Origin of the sequence: Aporhodopirellula aestuarii (assembly GCF_023701485.1) — a bacterium.
Lineage (GTDB): Bacteria > Planctomycetota > Planctomycetia > Pirellulales > Pirellulaceae > Rhodopirellula > Rhodopirellula aestuarii.
Map to the genome: position 1 here is coordinate 31,818 of NZ_JAMQBK010000038.1, position 22,420 is coordinate 54,237.

The window sequence follows — 22,420 nt, forward strand, 5'->3', positions numbered from 1 at the left end:
CGTTGCAGCCCGATCCGACGTTCGGCGGGGGGGGGCGAGTGACCGCTCTGCGATTGGGCGACAAAATTCAGCCGGGAACACGATCACTCGAAACACATCACCTACAACTTCTCCCTAGCATTCCCCGCCAGACCGGTATGTTTCGCGCGACTTTTCCGACTTTTCTAGGAATTCTCGTTTCCCGGGGGCCCTTTTAGGGGGCGAGCACCGCATGCCACGCCACCGCGGAGGGGCGAGCATACCGCGAAATGCCTGAGCGTTGCCGGAATCCCGATCCAGATCTGGAAACTCAGTGACTCATCGCTCGACGCCACGTACCACCCCGATCCGCGAGCGTCGAACGCGTCCGCAGCTCGAGATGACCGGGCACAAATCGCCTGAGCAAACAAACCTACGAAATCGCTTTGACCTCGTAACCACTTCGGTACTCACGACGGAGGAATTGGTTCGCCGCATCCGAGTTGTCGCCCACAAACCGCTCACTCGCCGTGTCATGAACCAACGTCGGACAGGACTTCAGTGTCTGCGGGTCGATGCCGTACTTCGTCAAACACGACGTCATGCTGTCCACCATCTGACTCCACGGTGCAAAGTCCGTTTGTGACATTAACTGCTCCTGCGAGAACGACTCTCCGGCACGGAAGGCAACGTTGGACAGGTTACACCATCCGGTACTAAAGTGACCGTTCTCAATGGGTGCTTTCAAAATCGACGCGTCACGCGTTTGAACGGCGTCGATGAAGTTCTGAAGGTGCTCGGCGATCATGTCCGTATTCTCATGGAACTTGCGGATCACTTTGCCGTCGCGATCGACAGCCTGGCCACTGCCGCGTTGCCCCAGATAGAAACCGCCTTCACAGACGACAACGTAGCCACTGCCCGGCGCGTTCTGGGGCCACTGGTCTGCCGCCGATGCGCTGGAAACCTTCCAAGCACCTTTCTGCTTGGGCTCAACAGGAAGATTGCTCAGGGCGATCATCGTCGGAAACGTTTTCGTTTCGAGCAATGCGAAATGAACGTTCGGCGTTTGCCCCGCGTCATCCCACCCGACACGTCCGCCACCGACGGTAATGCGATCAGGCAAGTCTTGCGTGTCTTGGTAGGCCACATTGCGAACATCGTCGAGAATGTGAACACCCCAATTGCCCATCTCGCCGGTGCCGGTGTTCCAATCCCAATGCCAATCGTAATGCAACTGATTGCGATACAGCGGCTCGACGGCAGCGGGACCGAACCACAGGTCGCGGTCGATACCTTTGGGAAACGCCAACGGCTCGGATCGTTTGCCGATCGGACCACGCAATCCTAATCGATTGGCTTGAACGTAATGAATTTCGCCGAGTGTCTTTTCGGAGTGCAAGAACTCGCGAATCTGGGCCTGCATCGGATCGCTGCGTTGTTGGGTACCGAGCTGGACGATGCGACCGTGCTTCGCCGCCGCCTCAACAACTTGACGCCCTTCCCACTGATTGTGAGCGAGCGGCTTTTCAACGTAAACGTCTTTGCCGGCTTCAATGGCCCAAATCGCCGCAAGGCAATGCCAATGATCACAAGTCGCAATCAGGACAGCATCCACATCAGGCGAATCGATCGCCTCGCGCAGATCCACCACGGCCTTCGCGTGATAAGGCGCCGCAGTCGATTCGGCACGCCCCGAATCGGGGTCAGCGACCATCACGACTTTGGCGCCGCGTGTTTTATCGAGATAGGAAGCCAACTGACTCCCTTTGCCACCTGCGCCGAGCACGGCAACACGGACTTCTCCATTAGGCGACGCCGCGTGTAAGCGTCCGGTCAGCGACGTGGATGCGATGCCGGCGGCGAGCCCACCTAAGAAAGAACGGCGGGCAATACGAGGCGGCGCGATTTGATAGATCGGTAGTTGGTTAATCGTTTTCATGGCTTCGAACTGGAATAAGGGGGCACGCATTCACGACTTGCGATTCTTGCGGGTGACAACCAGACCGTTGCGGTCAGATCATTTCGCAAAAACTTCTGATTTCAGTGCAAAAAATGAAGCGCGTATAGGGATTTGTTCTTGGTTCGATAGCACGACCACAAATCTAACAACCCGTTACCCATCCCGCAAGGGAAATTCGAACGCCATCAAAAGCCAAATGAAGGCTTTACGGCTACCCTTGCAACTCCAACCCTCCTGAAAGGCTGACACCCTGTGTTGAAGCAAAGCACGCTCTTAATTGCATTCCTGGCCCTTTTTTTGACCGTTAATGGCTGCGGCGAACCCGCGTCATCGGTCGTCGACACTGACCAACTCTCCGCCGAAGAAGCCGAGAAGTTGCGCATCGCTAACGAAGAGTACGAAGCCTACATGAACGAATAGTCACCTGCCATTTCCCGCGTCCAATGGGCGTCCCTTTTTTTAACTTATGAGATAAATATGATGAACTCGTCGCAAGAAGATAAGACCATAAGACGATCCGGCTTCACGCTGGTTGAACTGCTAGTCGTGATCGCAATTATTGGTGTCCTCGTTGGACTCCTCCTGCCTGCCGTCCAAGCCGCCCGCGAAGCAGCCCGTCGCATGAGCTGCAGCAATAACTTCAAGCAAATCGGACTGGCCGTCCACAACTACCACGCCGCATTCAACCAACTGCCGCAACAAGGCTGCGGATCAGCGGAAACCTCTTACAATCCTCCAAACGCGAGCCTTTCCACCGCTCGGTTGTACCTGAGCTGGCTCGTCGCGATCACGCCGTTTGTTGAACAACAAGCGATCTGGGAAAACATCTCGACCGGCGTCGACGCCGACGGCAGCCAGTTCCAACCGATGGGGCCGCAGCCTTGGGATCAATCGTTCACGCCCTGGATGACTGATATCCCCGCGTTCCGTTGCCCGAGCGACCCTGGATACGGATTGCCAGCCAACGGCCGTAGCAACTACGGAGCCTGCATCGGCGACCACATGCGATTGACGAACAATGGTGGACGCAACGAACGCGGGTTCTACGAAGGCCCCGATGACGACGATTGCGGAATGGGCGGCACCAACCTTACTGACGATTCGGCCGCAGCCGTCGAAGCCCGCGGGACCAACCGCGGTATGTTCTGGACTCGCCACTCGACCCGCTTCCGTGACGTGCTCGACGGACTGTCAAACACAATCATGGCAGGCGAACTCGCGACCAGCTTGGGTGCCAACGAAGTCAACTCGAACGTCGCTCACCTCACTAATGACGGCCTGATCAGCGCATCAGACTGGGACGTGCAAATTTGCCTCGATCGTGTCGATCCGCAACGTCCGAAGTTTTTCAAGGCCGGTACCGAGTGCTCCAACAGTGCGGGTAAGTCTGCACGCGGTTACGTGTGGGGCGACGGACGCTTGCTGTACACCTCAGTCCAAACCATTTTGCCACCAAACAAACCGTCGTGCGTGCGAGGACGTGACAAGGCTCAAGGCCTCTCAACGGTCGGCAGTCGCCACCAAGGCGGGGCACACGTTTGCATGGGAGACGGAGCCATTCGGTTCATCACCGACTCGATCGAAGCCGGCGACTACAACGTCCGACCACAAGTCGGCCGTGAAAGCCCGTTCGGCCTGTGGGGTGCCCTCGGGACCCGCGCAATGAAAGAGCAGATCGAAGATTTTTAATCGATCTCGTCTCGATTGATATCCGCAACAAAGCCTTCTCATCTCTCGATGGGGAGGCTTTTTTGATTTCACACCGAGCTTGATCACCGCGGTCGCCGCACGGTGGCGTCGACGATTTTTTTGCTGGTGCTCGCTATTCAGTCTGACTTCGAATCCAGCTCGACCTCGAACTTGCCTGCCAAATCCTGATATTTCACACTGCGCATTTCGACAGCAATCGAGTGCTAACTATCGCAGCGGTAGAGCGGTGGATTGGTAGTGGCGGATCGACTTCAGGGCAATACCGCGTTTTGCCGCCTCGTATCGCAGGGCACGTTCGAAGAAGGGGAACGCGTAACGTGAGTTTCGCTTCAACGCGTATTGCTCGATCGCGACCACCAACCGTGTTTCGAGCTTTTCCTCTTCCACCAGTTTAACGACGTATCGCAGATACGCGGCTTGGGCGTCTGTTGTCGCGTGCAGACGATTGATCAGGCGCTCCTCGAGACGAGCGGTCGAGTCCATGTCGGCAGACAGAATTCTCGGTGTCGTGATCTGAGCGGACGCCGAACAGGTGACGACCAAACATCCCGCCAAAACTACCCAGCGGATGCATGAGATAGGACTGCGAGCGTTGATTTCGCCGTGCGAGTGAATTCGGCCCATCATCATTCTCCAACTGAGACACACTTCAAACGATGCGATCCCCGTCGATGTGAGGGCAGACCGCTACATTCTCGTGCTTAGCAAATCTTCCGGCGTCGCCGCAAGCAGGAAAAAGTGGTCGCAAAGCGACGGTCGTCAATAAAAACAGCGTGGCGGGGCATTTCTCCCCGCCACGCTGTCGTGACATCTCTTCAGTTCGTCGAGTGCCGAGCGGGAATCCAACTCGGTGATCCGGACTATATCAGAGCCAGATTTCACCCGGCACAACCATCTCGCCTAGGGTGGTTCGGCTCGATTAGAACTGGATGACGCAGCCTAGGTCCACGCCGTGGACGAAGAACGAATCCGTTTCAAGACCGAGGAACTGGGGTCGTTCAGCTGCATCAACTGCACCGGCACCATCGAGCACGAGGTAGCCCGTGTTGATGTCACGGTTGAGGTTGTCGCCAATCATCAGGACATCGTCCCACATGATGAATGAGTAGCCGACCGAGAAACTAACGTTAGGACGCATTTTGTATGCGAGTTTGATGTTCGCTTCTGGAGCAAAGCTGAAATTGCTTTCTTCGATCGTTTGCTCGGCGTTGTTGGCAAAGATCCCGCCCGCTTGGTCAGCAAAGGCGGCACGACCACGTGAGCCACGGCTGGTCCAGGTTTGATCCATGTTACCCAAGTGCACCTTGGTCAATGCCGACAAGGTCCACGCACCGCGACCGACAGTGGTCAAGAAACCGATTTGCCCGCCATAGAACTTGTTCTCTGCCGTGATATCGTCGTTGAAGCGATAGACATCGCCTTGCCCAGCACCGACTTCGGTTTGCGTGGTCGTTGCGGCAAGCGTCAGGCCTTCTTCGATTCCGAAGTGCGAGAAACCGCCGATGAAATCGCTGCGGTAGCCTTTGCCACCGAGCAAACGCAGCCGTCCGTAGCCTTCGGCACCATACATTTCCAACGTCGAGCGAACCGCAATCTGACCTTGGAAGTCGACATCGCCAGCTCCCGTACCGTCGGAATACGCGATGATGAGGGCGTTCTCCTGGTTGGCAATCAGGTCGGAGTCAAAGTACGGGATGCCGATCGATCCGGTCGTTCCGTCGCCGCTCGCGTTGTAGGTATCTTCTGCTTCGCCAAGCATCCAGAAACGGCCGCCCATTCCGAAGTCTTCGCTGAGCATGACTCCCCCATCGAGGCGGAAACCGGCTTGCAAATCACCACCGAAGGCGTCCTGGCCACCGAAAGCAACCGTCGCACCTTGGTCCAATTCAGGAAGAGCGCCGGCGGTGTTTTGACTGACCAACGGCACGGTCGATCGCACTTGTGGGAACCACAACAAAGCTTCCGCCGTCAACCAAGCGCTGGTTTGCTTGGCGACACGTCGGGTCGGCATGTAGACAGGAGCAGCAGCGACAGGTCCACAACCACCGTTGCAGTCGCCGGTTTGACAACCGTACGACGCCAAGGAAGTGGGGATTCCGCTGCCAACGTTTTGCTGAGCGTATTCGCCGCCATCGCCCACATACGAAACCGTCTCAAGTTCCGAAGGATAGTACTGGGCTTCTTCGACCACTTCCTCAACCACTTCTTCAATCGCCGATTCGGCGGCAGCAGGTGCGGCCGAATCCTCGTTGTAAAGGTCGTTGACGTAGTCGGTGCTGTCAGCGTAGTAGGCATCTTCGCCTAGGTCGCCGACGTAGCCGTCGTCGGCCGCATTCGCGGTCGTGGTACCCGCCGACAACAGCGCTGCCAGCGTCAACATCTTCCATTTAGTTTTCATATTGTTCTTCATTAGGATTCTCGTGTAGTCCGGGAACACGGGATTGATCTGCATAATGAAATCGACCATTTCATCTGGAGTATTCAGGACGAACGGATCGCTAGGAACAAATAACGCAGATTGCCTGTTTTGAATGCGATCGGCGGAACATCTTCTCTATCCCCCCACAATTCCGGCTAAAATCATGTTTCACGGCGATTGCACCTCGCCCAATTAGCGTGTCTGCACGTAAAACCCACGGTATCCTGGAGTCAGGTGACGCAAAGTTCGCAAGATTTTGACGCCACTTTCCGCCACGAATCGTCCTTTTCTGAGATCCACTGACCAAACCGATCTCCTGCCCACGTTGAAACGATGTCTGATACGACCATTTCCCGATCTGATTCGTCTGAAGAAACCCAAGCCGGACCGGGCAGCGGTGACGCAGTGGTCGACAGCGGAATGAACGCGTTGACACCGGCACCTGAATCGTCGACGCCCGACCCGACCGCGCCCGATGTTGCCAACCAACGCCGCACGGGTGACCCGAGCGCCTCGGCGACGTCGTATCTCTCACTGCGAAATCTTCGTCCGAGGATGATCCGTTGGCGACGTCAACTCGCCCGTGTCAATGCGCTCGAACCGATCCTGCAAAAGGAAGACGACCTCACGATTCGCAAACGCAGCCTTGCGCTACGATACCGCGCAATGGCGGGCGAGAAACTCAGCGGTCTGCTACCGGAAGCGTACGCGTTGTGCCGCGAAGCCGGCCGGCGGACGCTCTCGATGCGTCACTACGACGTTCAAATCGTCGGTGGCATCGCGCTGTTCGAAGGTCACATTGCCGAGATGCAGACCGGGGAAGGTAAAACGCTGACCGCGACGCTACCGCTGTACCTGCACTCCCTCGTCGGTAAAGGTGCCCACCTTGCAACGGTCAACGACTATCTCGCACGACGGGATGCCGAGTGGATGATGCCGTTGTTCGACATGCTCGGCGTCAGCGTCGGGATCATCCAAACCGAAGACGACCAAGGCGCTCGCCGAAAGAGCTACGGCTGCTCGATTACCTACGGAACGGCCAAGGAATTTGGTTTCGACTTCTTACGTGACCGACTCTTGCTGCGGGCGCAAAACCGAATGCAGACCGAAATGCTCGGCGGTGGCGACGGCGGCTTCTCCGATTCAGGCGACCAGGTTGTCATGCGCGGCATGCATTTCTGCCTCGTTGACGAGGCCGACAGTATCTTGATTGACGAAGCACGAACGCCACTGATCATCGGCAGCCTCGAAGACACGGTGCGTGATCAAATCGTCGAGACGTACCGATGGGCATCCGAACACGCCCCGAGTTTCGAACTCGACGAACACTTTGAGATCGATGACGATACCAAGAAATACGAACTCACCGCGCGCGGTCGCAGTCGGGTGCGGGCGTTACCCAAAAGCGATCTCGTTCGCACGATGGGCCTCGTCGACCTGTACGAGTACATCGAGCGTGCGGTAAAGGTGCATCGCGAATTCCTGCTCAACCGCCAATACGTGATCCGCCCCAGCGAAAAGGATCCGAATGTCGACGAAATCGTCATCGTCGATGAATTCACCGGACGTCTCGCCGAGGGGCGGAAATGGCGCGACGGAATCCACCAAGCGATCGAGTCAAAAGAGGGAATCGAGATCAGCGTTCCGACCGGCCAAGCCGCACGAATCACGGTCCAGGATCTGTTCTTACGATACCCTCACCTCGCCGGAATGACCGGTACCGCAGCGACCAGTGCGAGCGAATTGCGACGCATCTATCGCACGCCCGTCGTCCGCGTGCCCACCAACCGCCCGCCGCAACGGAAACAACTCCCACCAAGAGTTTTCGGAACGCTCGAATCCAAATTCCAAGCGATTGCCGACGAGGTCAAAGAGGTCCACGAAAGCGGTCGTCCTGTATTGATCGGGACACGCTCGATCGACAAAAGCGTGTTGCTCTCAAAGCTGCTCTCCGGGATGGGCATCGAGCACGAAGTCCTCAACGCCAATAACGTCGAACGCGAAGCAGAAATTGTCGCCGCAGCGGGTGGAGCCGGACGGGTCACCGTGGCAACGAACATGGCCGGTCGCGGTACCGACATTAAACTCGCCGACGATGTCGAACGACTCGGCGGCATGCACGTGATCTGCACCGAACTGCACGACGCCGCTCGGATCGACCGCCAGTTGATCGGACGGTGCGGACGGCAAGGCGACCGCGGCTCGTATCGCCAATACCTCTCCCTCGATGACGACATCCTCAAAGGCGGCTTTGGCGTAGGCAAATCAGACAAGATGAAAGCTCGCGGTGCCGCCAACACCGGCAGCGCCGACCGCTTGGCCACAATGTTCACACGGGCACAACGCAAAGTCGAACGCAAACACTTTCGTGACCGCATGGTGCTGATGCATCACGAGAAAGAACGCAAGAAAATGCAACGTGAGATCGGACAAGATCCGTATCTCGACACGCCCGATTGATCCGTCGCCGAGGGCCGTGATGGACGACGCGCAGAAGCGGATTGCATTGCGACCGAGGGAGACACTCTCGCGTCGTTATTCCAACCGATTCTTGCTGATCTCCCGAATCTCGGCGGGCGTCAATTCGCGTACCAACCCCAGCTCGATGATGCAGTCGAGCCTCCCTTGGCTGAGTCGATCGTATGTCTGAAGCGCCACCTCGTCCGGCTGAACGAGCGCCGAGTAATTCGCCAATCGCGAATGATGTTGAAGGTACACGCTTTTCAGTTTTTCGGAATCTGGAAAAAACACCGTGTCGATATAGTTCAGCTTGAACGCGTCCTGCAGCGCCATGTCAGACTCTCGGATCATAGCCGTCATGACTTCGGTGACCGGAACGGGAGACGTCTCGGCGCGGCTCTTTTTCCGAACAATCGAATTGAATTCCAGGCTGCTGCGTTCTTCGATGCCGCTCGCCCCCGGCATCCGAAACCATTCCAAACAGGCAAAGGTGTTTCGGGAAGAATCGATCCAAACCGTCGAGGCGGACTCCTTCGCGCCGATGTAATCCCCGACACAAAAGCGCAACGGTGTGAAGCCGAGATCGCCCAGATCCTCGAACCACCCCGCCCATCGCGACATCGGCCGTGACGGCATTTTCTCGCGACTCAAATCCGTTCCGCAGCCCACGCCACCGAAACCATAAGCGGGTAAGGGAGACAATCCCAGCCATTTCCGAATTCGAAAAGACAGCGTGATACCAAACGCAAATGGCAGCGGGATGGTACGTCGCAATAAACCCACCATCATCCCAAACGGGAGGCCGTCGAGCACTTCGGCGTAATACCGCCTACCGACCGCCACCTCCGGCGCAACCGTTTGTTTTGGTGATTCGGTCACAACAATTCTTTCATCGCATCATCGGAATCAATATGTTTCTCGATCTCCGACAGCGCCGGCATCCCCGCTGCGGCGAGGAGTCGCTCCAATCGATCGCGACGTTCGGCAGGATCAAGCGGACCAGCAACGGGAGCACGCAATCCTTCATCATCTTTACCCTTGGCATGCAGACCGATCGGACTCTCATTGAACTTCCGTTTGAACTTGCGCTCGATCAGCTTGAACACCAGCGCCACAGCGACAACAACGATCAGAATCGTGATCAGCGCCGCTTGCATTTTTCCGGCGATCAAACCAAACAACAAAACCGGGATGCACAAAACCACCGTCACGCACCCCGTCGCCCTCACTGCAACCTTCTTGACTTGCCCGCCAAGCATCCCCATGACACTTTCGAGGTCGATGCGTTTGGTCGATAGGATTTGGGGGGTTAACGACGCGAGCGCCTCGGCATCGCTCATCGGGATGCCAGACGGGCCACTGACCTGACATTGATCCGAGTACCCACCGTCAGCCCAATCGACCTTCCACCCCGACCACCCACGTCGCAATTGGGCATACGCACTGCGTCCCGACAGGCATCCCCAATAGCCGATTTCCTTGCGTCCGAAATCGAACCAGATCCCTTCGGTTACGACCGCCTCCGCGGGCACGTCACCGGAGTTCAATGCGATCAATTGATGAAACGCGTCCTTCTTTCCCTTCAACAAATCTTGCGAGATCTCGTTGAGATGACGATGCCTGACAACGCCCTCCTCATTGATTAACGTCACCCATGCTCGGGGCGTGTCCTCATCGAACTCGTCTCCTTCGACATCGTCGAGGTCGTCGTCCCCATCGTGATCGTAGATGCCAGCCGCCTCGCGTACTGTCTCCGCCCGATCGGCAATAGGATCCGCCTCTTCAATCAAACCGACGTCGCCGCCATGCACACCTGCGACGATCGCGACGTCCGTCGCTCCGCGTGCAGCGATCTGAACCTCATACCCTCGCCACGACGTCTGCATCAATTCATGCAGCACGTTCACAACTCGAGGCACGTTCAATTCATCGGGGTCACCATCCCAAACGAGCTGGCGGCGGTCGTGATCGATCACGGCGACGCCGCAAACCTCGCCGTCCCATTCGTCATACGCCTCTTCCGTCTCCAACCATTCGTCGAGATCGTCCGGCCCCCAGATCAGGTTGCGATAAAGGAAGACATTGGCCCAACGATCGTAGAAGTATCGTCTTTGCTGGTCACGGATCACGACGAAAACGGCGGGTTCACTCAACGCATCATTCCTACATCAGCGGATACCGATTCAGCCCCAGTACGTTGACGCCACCACACCAATCGCGCACCCGGATGCGATGCCCCCAAATCGTGGCCGCCGACAACATCCGAAGCCTAACGGGTGGCAGAACCACACGCAATCATTCGCCCGGGGCGAATATGACACCGGCTCTAACATAACGCTTGCCCCGCGCCCACTTGTCTGCAAGGATGAAGGAGTGGTCCGTCGAGTGCACTTGCAAAAAACGAGCATGATTGACGCGGAGCCAAACACTGCCTCGACGTTGACGTGCGGGTCTATCCCGGGAGACAAACCGATGCGATCTTTTCTGACGACGACATTGCTTTTCGCCACCTTGGTCAGTCTTACTTCTGCCAATATTGCGTCGGGCCAACTGATCCAACAGACCGTACCCAACCAAAACATCGGCTCCTCTTTCTTTGAAAACAACGGCGTCCAGTGGAACGTCAACGGACCGGGCTTCTTCGCGAACTTCGGTGGCGGCGCAGTCACGCCGCCATTTGGAAACTTCACACCAAATTCCGGACTGCAAACCGGTGTCGGCATCAGTGGTGGCGGCTTCTCTGGCGGCATCGGACTGAACCTTTCGCAAGGCAGCAGCCGCAGCAACGTCTCGACGTCGGCATCATTAACGACGATGGACGGGATGCCCGGCTATATCAGCAGCCAAACCGTTCGCCCGTTTGTGACCGGCGTGACCCCGGTTGTGGGAGGTCAAGCATTCGCGTCGAGCATGCCACCGCTTCCGCCATCGCCCACCGAAGCATTTCGAGAATACCAGCAATCGCAAATGGCGGATTTGCAACGCCGAAACATCGCCCATCACGAGTCTGTGCAAAAGAAAGCACAAACGGCTTTCGAACGCGGCCAGCGGGCCGAAGAATCGGGCAACCTTCGAATGGCGCGAGCCAACTACCAGAACGCGTTACGGACCGCCCAAGGCCAACTTCGCGTGGCTATCCAGATGCGAATGCAAGCGCGGGGCTGGTAGCCGAATTGGCATCCCCATCCCTACTGTTAGCAATCGGGCCCGTCGATACCACTGCCCAACACGTCAGTGCTCCAGGGGCGTCGCCGTTGACTAAGATTAGAACGGCCTTTGGTGAATAACCATCGTCGCAAGTAGCGCAGCTTCTGACTGAGCACAGCATGCCTGGTAACGTTTGCCTGCATCACCCACAGATTGGTCCTGAGCAGCCAACCACTACCGTAGATAAGCTCGACGAACAAAAAGCGGTTAACGGTTCGCCGATCTGAGAGCCCTTATTCTAAATGCAGGCTCTAAATAGGTAGCTGCGTTCGCCAGAACGTGGGCCACCGTCTAGCGACGATGGCTACAACAACAGTAGTGCTTTAAAGCACGCCGCCGTGCGTACGGATTGGCGTCAAGTGACTTGGCGCATCGAGTTGCCAGAATCGCTCCCATTCGTCGACGATGGCTCGCAAGTTCTCCGACGTGTAGAGCAACTGCTGCACGCGGCGTTCAGGCCGTGCCGAATAGATCGGGACGAAGCAACCCACGCTGGTGGTGACCGCGATCATGAGGGTCAACCCGAGGATCATTCGAGTGGCAGCCGAACGTAGCGAACTGGAGCGAGTCCGTTTCGCAGTGCCAGCCGAATTTTTGGCTTCGGTGGCGTCGATCGCCTCGGTCGAAAGTGTCATCTGGGGTTCCTCCATGAACAACAAACGTTCGCGATTCGCCTTAACCCCAATTTCCACTGGGGCTAATCGGGCCTTCTGAATCACGTGGTGATTTTGAATTTTGACTGGAATGGGCAGTAGGTTTGGTTTCCGAGGCGGCTGGAGTACCCGGTCGCGGGACGTTCGCTTCTTCCGTCAAGTCGAGCCATGCCGGACGTGCCGGCTGCTCACTCAGCTCCTGAACCCGCTGTTCCATCACCTTTCCAGGTTTGAAACTGACGACAAATTTCTCAGGAACGTGAACCTGTTGGCTCGTTTTAGGGTTCCTCGCACTGCGGGCCGCCCGAAGCTTGACTTCGAAAACGCCGAAATTCCGCAACTCGATTCTGCCTTCGCGAACCAACGTCTCAACGATGGAATCGAAAGTCCGTTGGACCACCTCTTTGGTCTGCTGCTGCGTCAATCCGAGTTCTTCGGAAATGACTCGCACGATCTCTTTTTTGGTCACTCCGTCAGCACTCCCAACCCAGTTGACTCGCGATGCTGCACAGCCGGGCCTCGCGCCCAACGGACGCAAACCTTTTATGCTGCACGACTTAGGAGCCTTCACTGTATTGACGCAGACGGGCGAGTGTCAAGGCGACGTGTTGACGGAAAACAGGACGAAATTTGAATCTCTCCTGAATACCGCACCCGAAGCCGAGTAACCCGCACATTTGGTATCGACCGGTACAATCGGCAGAGTCCAGTCAATCTGAAGAAATCTGAGAATCCAACCCACCATCAAGACAATCGCATTTCGAATTCGAAATCCCCCTCAAGCCGCCGCTTTCCCCAGACTCCCAAACTCAAACGGACTTCTCCTTCCGTCGCACCTCAATCTCATCAAACGAATACAACCGCCCCGTACCCGCCCCCGGGCAAACCTCGCACGTCTCCTTCCAATCCGCGGCCGTCTCCAGCGTGCTGTCCCAGAACGGCCACGTCCGGCACTGGATCGGTCGCGACTTGTACACCATGCAGTGGCGTGTTTTGGGCTCGAGGAAGATGCAGTCGCCGTCGGGGTACTCGACCAGGCTCGATTGGCGACCAACTCGACGAGTGAACTTTTGCTCGAACTCGTCCACCGTCATTTGCAATTCCCTCGCCATGGCGGCCGTTTCGGCATCGTCGATGAAGACATATCCAGGCTCCCCGCTGCAGCATTTTCCACACTGGGTGCATTCAAATCGCAACCCGTCCGCATACCAGGGAGCTTCGTCGGATTTTTGCGGTTTCAGTTTGGAACGGGGCACGGCGAAATAGAGAGTGAGGCACGGGGCGGCGGGAAGCTGATCAAGACGAACGTGTCGACAGGCTAGCAAACCTGCACGTTCGGGCAAGAAGTGTCACGCAAACTGACGCACCTGCCTTAGCTTCCAAACCAAGTCTCTCTTTCACCCCTCGCTGGCGATCGCTTTCGCAAGAATGATCACCGCCGGGATTCAAATGACGGGCATAACGCCCGTGCATCAATCGGCCTCTCCTAAAACAGGGAGTTTAGTGGCCCATTGGGGTTGTCGCCCCACCTCGCAGGAAAGCCTACGGAGCGGTGAAGAAGGCGGACAAAGGTGCGCGGTTGCGGGTCGCACTCAATTCACGAGCAACGTTTTCACGAACCGTTCCGTTGCAGTCAATCCGTCCCGAGAACAACTGAATCGATGCTTGGGGAGAATCATTTCCGGCGGTCGTGCCGTCGTCAAATTTTTCGTCGTCGCTGTCCTTTCCCGCCGCAATCATTTCGTCAGCCGACATCAGACCATCAACGACTTCGTTGCGAATCGGTTGATCCACGACGGCATTGGTGGGCTCGTCGGCAACTTCGGCAACTTCGCTCACGTTCAGGTAAGTCCGAACGCGGTTGGAGGAAGGAGACGCGGTTTTTGTCGAGTCGCTCGACTTGGCTTCCGCTTCGACAGCATCCGCAACGGCGTCGCCCAACTCAGCTCGCAAAACTCGGACATCCCGGGGGGCTTCGATGCCGAGGCGAATTTGATTGTTACGCAACTTGATAACGGTGATCGTGATGTCGTTGCCGATTTTGATTTGTTCGTTGAGTTTTCGTGTCAGAACCAACATGGCATTCTCCTTATTGCCCAGGCCTCGCATACCGCCCAAAAGGGCACAAACGGGAACCAGGATTGAAACTCGAAAAGATGTGAAAAGGCGGGGGCCACCGTGAGAAGTCCATCCTTCACTCGGTAACGGAAGTGGGTTAATGCAACCGTGATGCCAAACCTCGAAAAACAAATCGCAATTTGCACCTAAGTTACTGCAGACGTTGCACTTAAGATTAATTCGGGAATTACAGTGACCAGGGTGACCGACGGGAAAGTGGAAGGAATTACAAAATACACTCCCTCGATTACAACGCTTGGTACCCTCGAACCGACTCAACTCCAAAGAAAATCGCACAGCCGTTATACTTTGACATTCGCCCAGCTCCCCTGATGAGCGAGTCGGCGAGCGAAAGGTTCACCCATCCATCGCAATACCGCACGACCACCAACACACACCCGCATCAAGGCGCTCCCAGCTCCCAGCTCCCAGCTCCCTCACCCACGCCTCCCATCACCGCGCAGATCGACAACGCCCTATGAACAATCAGAGCGAGACGAAGATACCCCGCGACGATGCCCCCGCCCCCGACACCACCCAAACCACCGCCCCCACAGACGCAGTCGCCTTGAACGCCACCTCCGCAAACGAAGATCATCTGCGACGCCACGGCTATTACCGAGCAACCGCGGCGGCCCCTGAACTTCGCGTCGCCGAGCCGCAGTTCAATGCCGAAGCCTCGATCGAGATGATCCACCGGTTTCCAGACTCGGACCTGATCGTACTGCCCGAACTCGGGATGACGGGCTACACGTGCGGCGATCTGTTCGCGATCTCCAACCTGCTCCAGTCGGCACTGGACGGTTTGAGATCGCTCACCGAGGCAACTAGCGACCTCCGCGGTCTCGTCATCGCCGGACTGCCGATGGTGGTCGGAACCAGCGTGATGAACGTGGCAGCTGTACTGGGACATGGTCGTATTCACGGGATTGTCCCCAAGACATTCCTGCCGACGTATCGCGAGTTCTACGAAGGACGCCACTTTCGCGCCGCCAGCCACACTGATCCCGCCTCGGTCGAGATCGCCGGTGAATCCATTCCCTTCGGCACCGATCTACTGTTCCGCGACGGTGACGCGGTCATCGGCGTTGAAATTTGCGAAGACCTTTGGGTGCCCGTCCCGCCGAGCAGTCACGCCGTCATCGCCGGTGCCAATGTTATCGTAAACTTGTCGGCCAGCAACGAGACGGTCGGCAAAGCCCAGTGGCGACGCGATCTCGTCGTCAGCCAATCGGGACGGCTGATCTGTGGATACGTTTACGCGTCGGCGGGCGGAGGCGAATCGACCAGCGACCTCGTGTTCGGCGGGCACTGCCTGATCGCCGAAAACGGGGGGCTGCTCGGTCAATCCCGCCGCATCGGCGATGGTGACATCCCGGTCCTTCCCGATACCACGTCGCTGACCCGAGACATCGATTTGCAAAAACTTGCGAACGATCGTCGAGTGATCGGCTCGTTCGATGACTTCCGCGATTCGCTCCCGCGTCCGTATCGCACGATCGATGTCGAAGGTCCGCCGGTGAAGTCGAAACCGCCCCGGAGCCGCATGACGCTCCAGCGGCGTATCGACCCTCATCCGTTTGTCCCCGACAACGCGGACGAACGTGAAGCACGTTGCGCCGAGATTCTCGCGATTCAAACCGGCGGTTTGGTGAAACGACTCAGCGGTTTGCCCGCAAACTTGACGCTTTCAATCGGCGTCTCCGGTGGCCTCGACAGCACCCTCGCGTTACTCGTTGCCGTCGGTGCGTTGGACCATCTCGGTCGCGATCGATCAGTGATCAACGCGCTCATCATGCCCGGCTTTGGAACAACGGATCACACACGCACGAACGCGATCGATCTGGTCAATCGCCTCGGTGTCACTCCCCAAACGATCGACATTCGTAAACTCTCACTCGACACATTCGTCGGGCTCGGTCATTCACCGATGGGAATCGAGGTCGATGAAAACACCGAGATCGAGACGTTACAGAAGGAACTGCAAGCGACCGAAGATCATGCCTACGATCTCGTGTTTGAAAACGTGCAGGCGCGAATGAGAACGCTGCTGTTGATGAACCGCGGGTTTGTTCTCGGCACCGGTGACCTGAGCGAAGAGGCGCTCGGATGGAGCACTTACAACGGCGATCACATGTCGATGTACAACGTCAACTGCTCGATCCCTAAAACACTCGTCCGCTACCTTGTCCGCTACTTTGCCGATCATCGCTACGATGGCGAAATGCGAACCCTGCTCCACGAGATCGCCGACACACCGATCTCGCCTGAGCTCTTGCCGCCGACGAGCGACGGCAAGATTCGTCAAAGTACAGAAGCATCGCTCGGCCCGTACGAGCTACACGATTTCTTCTTGTATCACTTCGTCCGCAGCGGCTGCGACGCATCGAAACTGCAGTTTCTGGCATCGCAAACGGAATTCACCGAGCCACACTCCAAGGCAGTGATCGCGAAAACACTGCGGACGTTCATCAGTCGGTTTTTCGCCAGCCAATACAAACGCAACTGTGTCCCCGACGGGCCAAAGGTCGGTTCGGTGTCGCTGTCTCCGCGGGGCGATTGGCGGATGCCCGCCGACGCATCCGCGGCCGCTTTCATGCCCACCGACGCGGAGCACGGCTCATGAAGATTTGGGTAGACGCCGACGCCGCCCCCACCGACGTCAAGACGATCGTGTTCCGCGCCGCCAAGCGTTTGAATATCGAAACGATCCTGGTCGCCAACCAAAAAATCGCAACGCCTCCCGGTGCCCCGACGGTACGCTCGGTGGTCGTGCGAGAAGGCGCCGATCAAGCCGACCGGTACATCGTCAAAAATGGCGAACCGATGGAACTCGCGATCACGGCCGATTTGCCTTTAGCCGGCGACTTGGTCGAAAAAGGCCTGCTCGTCATCGATCCTCGCGGCGACGAATACTCGGTCGCGAACATCGCCAGCCGTCTGTCGATGCGGAACTTCATGGACAGCCTACGAGGAACCGGAATGGTTACCGGCGGCAGCGCCCCTTACGGCGACAAGGACAAAAAAGCGTTTGCAGCCACCTTTGATCGGCTCCTTCAAAAGTCGATCCGTCATTTCGAAAAACAGGACCGGGCGGATTGAACCATCGCGATCGAATGTGTCGCGGCGTTTTCTTACCCCAAAACTCGCGCGCACGGCGGCGATGAATCGCGTAGCAAACGATTCTGCACAACAGCCTGCTGAGCCGATTGGCGTTCTCGGCGCCGCGTGATTACATTTCTGGAATGGAATCACTCGAAGGCTTCGTCCTCACCCTTTTGACCCAGCTCGTCATCATCATTGTTGCCGCTCAAGTCGGCGGATGGCTATTTCGTTTCTGGGGCCAGCCCAAAGTTGTCGGTGAGATCTTGGCCGGACTCATTCTGGGCCCGTCCTGCCTGGGCATGTTCTTCCCCGATCTGCTCGACAACATCTTTCCCGCTTCCGGGGACCTTCAACTCCGTGTCCTTGGCCAGATCGGCTTGGTTTTGTTGATGTTCGAAGTCGGCCTGGCGTTTGATTTCTCACACCTCACGTCCGTGCGTGGGACTTCGATCGCCGTGGCATCGGCAGGCATCTTATTGCCGTTTTCGCTGGGGATGTTGCTCGCGTATCTGATGGCGCCCGCGGTCGCTTCCGACGTCGACACGCTGCCGTTCGCACTTTTTGTTGCAACCGCGATGTCCATCACCGCCATTCCCATCCTCGGTCGCATCATGATCGATTTGCAAATGGAAACGACCCCAATCGGTGTCCTAACGATTTCGGCTGCCGCCATCGACGATGCCATCGGATGGATCGTGCTGGCGGTGATCAGTGGCATCGTGACCGGCGGCTTTGTGGTTTCCTCAACGTTGTGGCAACTCGGCTACCTCACAATTTTCATCACCGCTTCGTTCCTGATCATCCGTCCGCTTGCAGATCGTTTCGCGTCTCGGATGCCCTGGTCGGATCCCGATCGAGCCCCAACGATGATGGCCGTCCTGATCACCGGCGTGTTCGGCTTCGCGATCATCACCAACATGATCGGCGTGTTCTCCGTCTTCGGCCCGTTCGTCTTGGGAGCATGCCTGTCCCATCGTACCGAAATCGCATCCTTTTACCGACGAGCGGCGTCACCTCTTGTGACCGCCTTCTTGCTGCCAGTCTTCTTCACCTTCACCGGACTAAGAACCGACATCGGATCACTCGACCTAAGCGGTTGGCTATGGTGCCTAGCTATCTTCCTCGTTGCTTGCGCGGGCAAGTTGGTTGGCTGCGGTTTGGCAACGAAGCTTGCCGGGTACTCGTGGCAAGACTCCACTGTTGTCGCCCTCATGATGAACACGCGGGCCCTGATGGGCCTCGTGGCGATCAATGTCGGTCGTGACCTCGGCGCGATTCCCGATTCCGTCTTTAGCATGCTGGTCGTGATGGCCATCGGCACGACGATCATGACCGTGCCATTGCTCAAACTCGTCGGCGTCAAGCGTTCAACGAACGAGACAGAACTGCAATGCGAATCGCTTTAAACGAATCCGGTGACCTTCTCTGTCGTCGCGATTCCCACGATCACGCCCGCGATCGCCCCAAAAAGATGACCGTCCCAGGAAACGGACGACCCAAACGACGGGATCACCCCGCTGAGCAGGCTTCCGCCGAAGAACAGTCCCACAGCGATCGCAACCATCAGCGAAACGAGCTGCTTTTCGCGGAATCCGACAATGATCAAAAACGTGATCAATCCAAACACTAAACCGCTCGCACCAATGTGATTGGCGGACCGACCAAAAACCCACAGCAGCACACCGCCGCAGACGCCGATCGCGATCACAGACTCCCACGGACGCTGCCTCGTCAACACCGTCAATGACAGCAAGATCGCGATCGGGATGGTGTTACTAATCAAATGACCGATCCCCCCGTGCAGAAACGGCATCGTCACGATCCCCGGCAGCCGCCGCAAAGTGCGAGGTACCAGCCCGTACTCGATAAACGCCCCCGGCACCACGATATCGATCAGATACACCGCCCACATCACTCCGACAAAACCGGCAACCGGGTACAGCGAATTCGGCATAGGAGATGACTTTCAAGAAATGAGTGCGAGGCTTTCCAGTAATGTAAAGCAATTCGCTCAAACTCCCAGCCACACGCTTAACATCGCGGCACAACGTAACGTTCCAGGGGAAACGAAGCTCCCAGCTCAACAGCGTCCCTCTTCACGCAGCCCGTCCTCTGGGAAATCGAGAGTCGTGGGCGTTGGGGACGTCGATCGTATCACGGAAGGATTTCAAAAGTAGCGGAACGGCGCGAGCCGTCCGGTCCCGCGTTACCGGACGGCCCGCGCCGTTCGGCTAAAAACGTCATCGAAACAATCTATGTCCCACGCGATTCATAAACCGTGGTGGACGTCGATCGTTTTATTGAACCGCTCGACCGATGGCGGCTGGAAGCCACCACTACTGGTTCGCACACCTATCCTGTTCGAGAATGCTCTACGGGCAGCCGTGGGCCGCAAGTGGCTGGGAGTCTCTGCTCAGCCCCACGCTTACGCGCCCTGCAACTTCGCTACCAATTTCCGCGTCACCACCCGTGGGACAAACGCAGTCGAAGTGACGATCAACCGGTTTTTCCAACCGGGGATCACCACGTCTTCGTTATTGCGATATCCATCATATCCCGCTTTGGCAACAACGGCAGCCGTCATCGCTTGCGAAGAAAAGGACTTCAATCGCCCCATTCCAGAATCATCACCAAAACCGGTTTCGGTCGGCCCGGGTTCCAAACAAGTAACGTGCAGCCCCGAGGATTGCAACTCTTCACGCAAGCCTTCAGTGAAGGAAAGCACGTACGCTTTGCTCGCGTAGTAGACCGACATGTTCGGTCCCGCTTGATACGCCGCGATCGATCCGACATTCAACACGCCGCCACGACGCCGCTCGATCATCGCCGGCAAAAGCTGCCGAGTCAGACGGGTCAGTGCCACCACATTCACCATCAACATCTCTGTCTGTCGATCAGCTGATAATTCAGCGAACCTGCCCAGTGCGCCGAAACCGGCGTTGTTGACGAGGTTATCAATGTGCAGCCCACGTTCTTGCAGTTGCCGACACAGATGATCAACAGCGTCTGGCTTGGCAAGGTCGCTCGTGATCACCGTCGCTTTCACTCGATGCTCGCGTTCAATCTGACTCGCGAGGTCTTCAAGCTTGTCTTCGCTTCTGGCGACAACAACGACGTCATCACCACCTTGAGCGAACTCTTTGGCAAGCTCCCATCCGATTCCCGAGGAGGCACCTGTTACTAACGTTGCGGGCATGAACTAGGTTCTCCGTTGGCGGCAATCGTCCCCATGCCGCCATGGTGTTTCGGAAAGGAGGTAAAGTCTGCTTGCTGCGATCAAGCGACCGGTCCGCGTCGGCCCATCAAGAGACCGATGACGAACAAGACGAGGAACACGACGAACAAGACTTTCGCGATCGTTGCAGCGGTACCAGCAACTACGCCGAAACCAAGGACGCCAGCGATCAACGCGATAATCAGAAAAGTTAAAGCCCAGCCTAACATGGCTATCTCCAAAGTTGAAAAGGGGGTTTCGCGTAGTCGTGAACGCCACTTCTCACGCGGTAAATCTCTAACAATGCGATTGCTGTGCCAAGACATCTGAATCGCAGAAAAAGCACCGCGCCGGCAATCCGCCAAATCAACGAAATACCTCAAAAAATCAACACCAAACCACTTAGCAATCAACTTCCAATAGCCTCAAAAAGCCACCCCTGACCGCCAACCGCTCATCCAGACCGATACCAGACCAGCCAAGCTAGAAGCTAGAAGCTAACAGCTAACCATCGGCTCATAACCCCAGCCGCGAAGTTTCCGAGCCGCAAACTCGGCAAACTGCCCCGCTTCAATCGCCGCGCGGGTTTCTCGCATCAATCGCCCGTAGTACATCAGGTTGTGATGCGATAACAAAATCGGCCCCAACATCTCATTGGCGTTAAAGAGATGCCGCAAGTAGCCACGACTATGACGACACGCCAGGCATGGGCAATCTTCCATCACCGGACGCAGGTCCTCGCGATGCACCGCGTTACGCAGCTTCAAGGGGCCTTCATCGGTGAACGCCAACGCGTTGCGGCCGTTGCGGGTTGGCATCACGCAATCAAACAGGTCGATCCCGCGCGAGATGTTTTCGATCAAATCGCGAGGCGTTCCCACCCCCATCAGATATCGCGGCTTATCCGCCGGCAAAACCTCCGTGGTCACCGCCGCGGTCGCGTACATCTCCTCAGGCGTTTCACCAACACTCAAGCCACCGACGGCATAACCTTCAAAAGGCATCGATGCCAATTCTCCGGCGCATTGCCGACGCAACACCGGATCGAGTCCACCTTGCACGATTGCAAACAACGCCTGTTCGGGACGGTCCGCTGCATCGCGGCACCGCTTCGCCCAACGGATCGATCTTGCCAACGCGTCTTCCACTTCCGCCGCCGGTGCCGGCAGCGCGATCACGTGATCGAGCACCATGGCGACGTCGCTACCGAGGGCCTGCTGGATCTCAATCGAATGCTCCGGCGTTAACTCGATCACCGCACCATCGAGATGCGAGCGAAACGTGGCCGCATGTTCGGTCACCCGATTGAGTGCACCGAGAGAGAAAACTTGGAAGCCACCCGAGTCGGTTAACATTGGGCCGTCCCACCCGCACATTTTGTGCAGACCGCCTAGCCGAGCAACAGTTTCATGGCCGGGGCGCAAACGCAAGTGATACGTGTTCCCCAAGATCATATCAGCGCCGGTAGCCGCGACCTGATCAATCGTCAGGCCTTTGACCGTGCCGACGGTACCTACAGGCATGAACCCGGGTGTTTGGACATCGCCACGGGGCGTATGAAAAACACCCCGGCGGGCACCGTCGCATTCATGCTGCAGATCGAAGCGAAACAC

Annotated in this window: 20 protein-coding genes; 7 read left to right on the plus strand and 13 right to left on the minus strand. The window is 57.1% G+C overall.

Features of this window, described 5'->3' with window-relative positions; translation table 11 throughout:
- Positions 1 to 391: 391 nt before the first annotated feature.
- On the minus strand, positions 392 to 1,900 hold the full coding sequence (locus NB063_RS14310; RefSeq protein WP_250929418.1) for a Gfo/Idh/MocA family protein: 1,509 nt from the start codon (positions 1,898 to 1,900) through the stop codon (positions 392 to 394).
- Positions 1,901 to 2,173: 273 nt separating this feature from the next.
- On the opposite strand from NB063_RS14310, the gene NB063_RS14315 reads away from it, so the two are divergent.
- A complete protein-coding gene (locus tag NB063_RS14315; RefSeq protein WP_250929419.1) occupies positions 2,174 to 2,341 on the plus strand; it encodes a hypothetical protein in 168 nt (55 codons plus the stop codon).
- Between the two features lie 57 nt (positions 2,342 to 2,398).
- Positions 2,399 to 3,610 (plus strand): DUF1559 domain-containing protein, encoded by a 1,212-nt coding sequence (locus NB063_RS14320; protein ID WP_250929420.1) that lies wholly within the window; start codon positions 2,399 to 2,401, stop codon positions 3,608 to 3,610.
- Positions 3,611 to 3,838: 228 nt separating this feature from the next.
- Here NB063_RS14320 and NB063_RS14325 read toward each other — a convergent pair whose 3' ends face one another.
- Complete coding sequence (locus NB063_RS14325) at positions 3,839 to 4,255, minus strand: hypothetical protein (protein ID WP_250929421.1); 417 nt, start codon at positions 4,253 to 4,255, stop codon at positions 3,839 to 3,841.
- 295 nt (positions 4,256 to 4,550) lie between these two features.
- Entirely contained in the window at positions 4,551 to 6,029 is a 1,479-nt protein-coding gene (locus NB063_RS14330; RefSeq protein ID WP_250929422.1) for a BBP7 family outer membrane beta-barrel protein, read from the minus strand.
- 354 nt (positions 6,030 to 6,383) lie between these two features.
- On the opposite strand from NB063_RS14330, the gene NB063_RS14335 reads away from it, so the two are divergent.
- A complete protein-coding gene (locus tag NB063_RS14335; protein WP_250929423.1) occupies positions 6,384 to 8,510 on the plus strand; it encodes a preprotein translocase subunit SecA in 2,127 nt (708 codons plus the stop codon).
- A 75-nt stretch (positions 8,511 to 8,585) separates the two neighbouring features.
- Here NB063_RS14335 and NB063_RS14340 read toward each other — a convergent pair whose 3' ends face one another.
- Both NB063_RS14340 and NB063_RS14345 read right to left on the minus strand, forming a co-directional pair.
- Entirely contained in the window at positions 8,586 to 9,389 is an 804-nt protein-coding gene (locus tag NB063_RS14340) for a hypothetical protein (protein ID WP_250929424.1), read from the minus strand.
- The gene (locus tag NB063_RS14345) at positions 9,386 to 10,663 is read right to left on the minus strand and encodes a hypothetical protein (RefSeq protein ID WP_250929425.1); all 1,278 of its coding nucleotides are present in this window, start codon (positions 10,661 to 10,663) and stop codon (positions 9,386 to 9,388) included. Before NB063_RS14345 ends, NB063_RS14340 begins: the two co-directional genes overlap by 4 nt.
- Positions 10,664 to 10,982: 319 nt before the next feature.
- Between NB063_RS14345 and NB063_RS14350 the strand changes: the two genes are divergently transcribed.
- Positions 10,983 to 11,678 carry a hypothetical protein gene (locus NB063_RS14350; RefSeq protein WP_250929426.1) on the plus strand — a complete coding sequence of 232 codons (696 nt, stop codon included), beginning with the start codon at positions 10,983 to 10,985 and terminating at the stop codon, positions 11,676 to 11,678.
- A 362-nt stretch (positions 11,679 to 12,040) separates the two neighbouring features.
- Here the strand turns inward: NB063_RS14350 and NB063_RS14355 are convergent, their stop codons facing one another.
- The 4 genes from NB063_RS14355 to csrA all read right to left on the minus strand — a co-directional run bounded on the left by NB063_RS14355 (position 12,041) and on the right by csrA (position 14,449).
- The gene (locus tag NB063_RS14355; protein WP_250929427.1) at positions 12,041 to 12,352 is read right to left on the minus strand and encodes a hypothetical protein; all 312 of its coding nucleotides are present in this window, start codon (positions 12,350 to 12,352) and stop codon (positions 12,041 to 12,043) included.
- A 40-nt stretch (positions 12,353 to 12,392) separates the two neighbouring features.
- Positions 12,393 to 12,839 (minus strand): HU family DNA-binding protein, encoded by a 447-nt coding sequence (locus tag NB063_RS14360; protein WP_250929428.1) that lies wholly within the window; start codon positions 12,837 to 12,839, stop codon positions 12,393 to 12,395.
- A gap of 340 nt (positions 12,840 to 13,179) precedes the next feature.
- A complete protein-coding gene (locus tag NB063_RS14365) occupies positions 13,180 to 13,626 on the minus strand; it encodes a YkgJ family cysteine cluster protein (protein ID WP_250929429.1) in 447 nt (148 codons plus the stop codon).
- A gap of 286 nt (positions 13,627 to 13,912) precedes the next feature.
- The gene (gene csrA / locus NB063_RS32620; RefSeq protein WP_250929430.1) at positions 13,913 to 14,449 is read right to left on the minus strand and encodes a carbon storage regulator CsrA; all 537 of its coding nucleotides are present in this window, start codon (positions 14,447 to 14,449) and stop codon (positions 13,913 to 13,915) included.
- A gap of 517 nt (positions 14,450 to 14,966) precedes the next feature.
- On the opposite strand from csrA, the gene NB063_RS14375 reads away from it, so the two are divergent.
- From NB063_RS14375 to NB063_RS14385, 3 genes are all read left to right on the plus strand, one after another.
- Positions 14,967 to 17,114, plus strand: coding sequence for an NAD(+) synthase (locus NB063_RS14375; RefSeq protein ID WP_250929431.1), 2,148 nt, complete (start codon positions 14,967 to 14,969; stop codon positions 17,112 to 17,114).
- Entirely contained in the window at positions 17,111 to 17,590 is a 480-nt protein-coding gene (locus tag NB063_RS14380; protein ID WP_250929432.1) for a YaiI/YqxD family protein, read from the plus strand. Before NB063_RS14375 ends, NB063_RS14380 begins: the two co-directional genes overlap by 4 nt.
- Before the next feature lie 143 nt (positions 17,591 to 17,733).
- Complete coding sequence (locus NB063_RS14385; RefSeq protein ID WP_250929433.1) at positions 17,734 to 18,999, plus strand: cation:proton antiporter; 1,266 nt, start codon at positions 17,734 to 17,736, stop codon at positions 18,997 to 18,999.
- On the opposite strand, the gene NB063_RS14390 is transcribed toward NB063_RS14385, so the two are convergent.
- The 4 genes from NB063_RS14390 to tgt all read right to left on the minus strand — a co-directional run bounded on the left by NB063_RS14390 (position 18,996) and on the right by tgt (position 22,420).
- Positions 18,996 to 19,547, minus strand: a complete 552-nt coding sequence (locus NB063_RS14390) for a rhomboid family intramembrane serine protease (RefSeq protein ID WP_250929434.1) — start codon at positions 19,545 to 19,547, stop codon at positions 18,996 to 18,998. The genes NB063_RS14385 and NB063_RS14390 overlap by 4 nt on opposite strands.
- 471 nt (positions 19,548 to 20,018) lie before the next feature.
- Positions 20,019 to 20,789, minus strand: coding sequence for an SDR family NAD(P)-dependent oxidoreductase (locus tag NB063_RS14395; RefSeq protein ID WP_250929435.1), 771 nt, complete (start codon positions 20,787 to 20,789; stop codon positions 20,019 to 20,021).
- 80 nt (positions 20,790 to 20,869) lie between these two features.
- Positions 20,870 to 21,133, minus strand: coding sequence for a DUF1328 domain-containing protein (locus NB063_RS32745; protein WP_456061995.1), 264 nt, complete (start codon positions 21,131 to 21,133; stop codon positions 20,870 to 20,872).
- A gap of 171 nt (positions 21,134 to 21,304) precedes the next feature.
- Positions 21,305 to 22,420: a tRNA guanosine(34) transglycosylase Tgt gene (gene tgt / locus NB063_RS14405; protein ID WP_250929437.1), complete on the minus strand. Its 1,116-nt coding sequence runs from the start codon at positions 22,418 to 22,420 to the stop codon at positions 21,305 to 21,307.

Excerpts from the sequence above, each read along its gene's own strand:
- NB063_RS14375 (WP_250929431.1), top strand. The coding sequence starts at position 14,967 with ATGAACAATCAGAGCGAGACGAAGATACCCCGCGACGATGCCCCCGCC.
- NB063_RS14325 (WP_250929421.1), bottom strand. The coding sequence starts at position 4,255 with ATGGGCCGAATTCACTCGCACGGCGAAATCAACGCTCGCAGTCCTATC.
- NB063_RS32745 (WP_456061995.1), bottom strand. The coding sequence starts at position 21,133 with ATGTCTTGGCACAGCAATCGCATTGTTAGAGATTTACCGCGTGAGAAG.
- NB063_RS14335 (WP_250929423.1), top strand. The coding sequence starts at position 6,384 with ATGTCTGATACGACCATTTCCCGATCTGATTCGTCTGAAGAAACCCAA.
- NB063_RS14395 (WP_250929435.1), bottom strand. The coding sequence starts at position 20,789 with ATGCCCGCAACGTTAGTAACAGGTGCCTCCTCGGGAATCGGATGGGAG.
- NB063_RS14390 (WP_250929434.1), bottom strand. The coding sequence starts at position 19,547 with ATGCCGAATTCGCTGTACCCGGTTGCCGGTTTTGTCGGAGTGATGTGG.
- csrA (WP_250929430.1), bottom strand. The coding sequence starts at position 14,449 with ATGTTGGTTCTGACACGAAAACTCAACGAACAAATCAAAATCGGCAAC.
- NB063_RS14380 (WP_250929432.1), top strand. The coding sequence starts at position 17,111 with ATGAAGATTTGGGTAGACGCCGACGCCGCCCCCACCGACGTCAAGACG.
- NB063_RS14320 (WP_250929420.1), top strand. The coding sequence starts at position 2,399 with ATGATGAACTCGTCGCAAGAAGATAAGACCATAAGACGATCCGGCTTC.
- NB063_RS14385 (WP_250929433.1), top strand. The coding sequence starts at position 17,734 with ATGGAATCACTCGAAGGCTTCGTCCTCACCCTTTTGACCCAGCTCGTC.
- NB063_RS14330 (WP_250929422.1), bottom strand. The coding sequence starts at position 6,029 with ATGAAAACTAAATGGAAGATGTTGACGCTGGCAGCGCTGTTGTCGGCG.
- NB063_RS14310 (WP_250929418.1), bottom strand. The coding sequence starts at position 1,900 with ATGAAAACGATTAACCAACTACCGATCTATCAAATCGCGCCGCCTCGT.
- NB063_RS14350 (WP_250929426.1), top strand. The coding sequence starts at position 10,983 with ATGCGATCTTTTCTGACGACGACATTGCTTTTCGCCACCTTGGTCAGT.
- NB063_RS14355 (WP_250929427.1), bottom strand. The coding sequence starts at position 12,352 with ATGACACTTTCGACCGAGGCGATCGACGCCACCGAAGCCAAAAATTCG.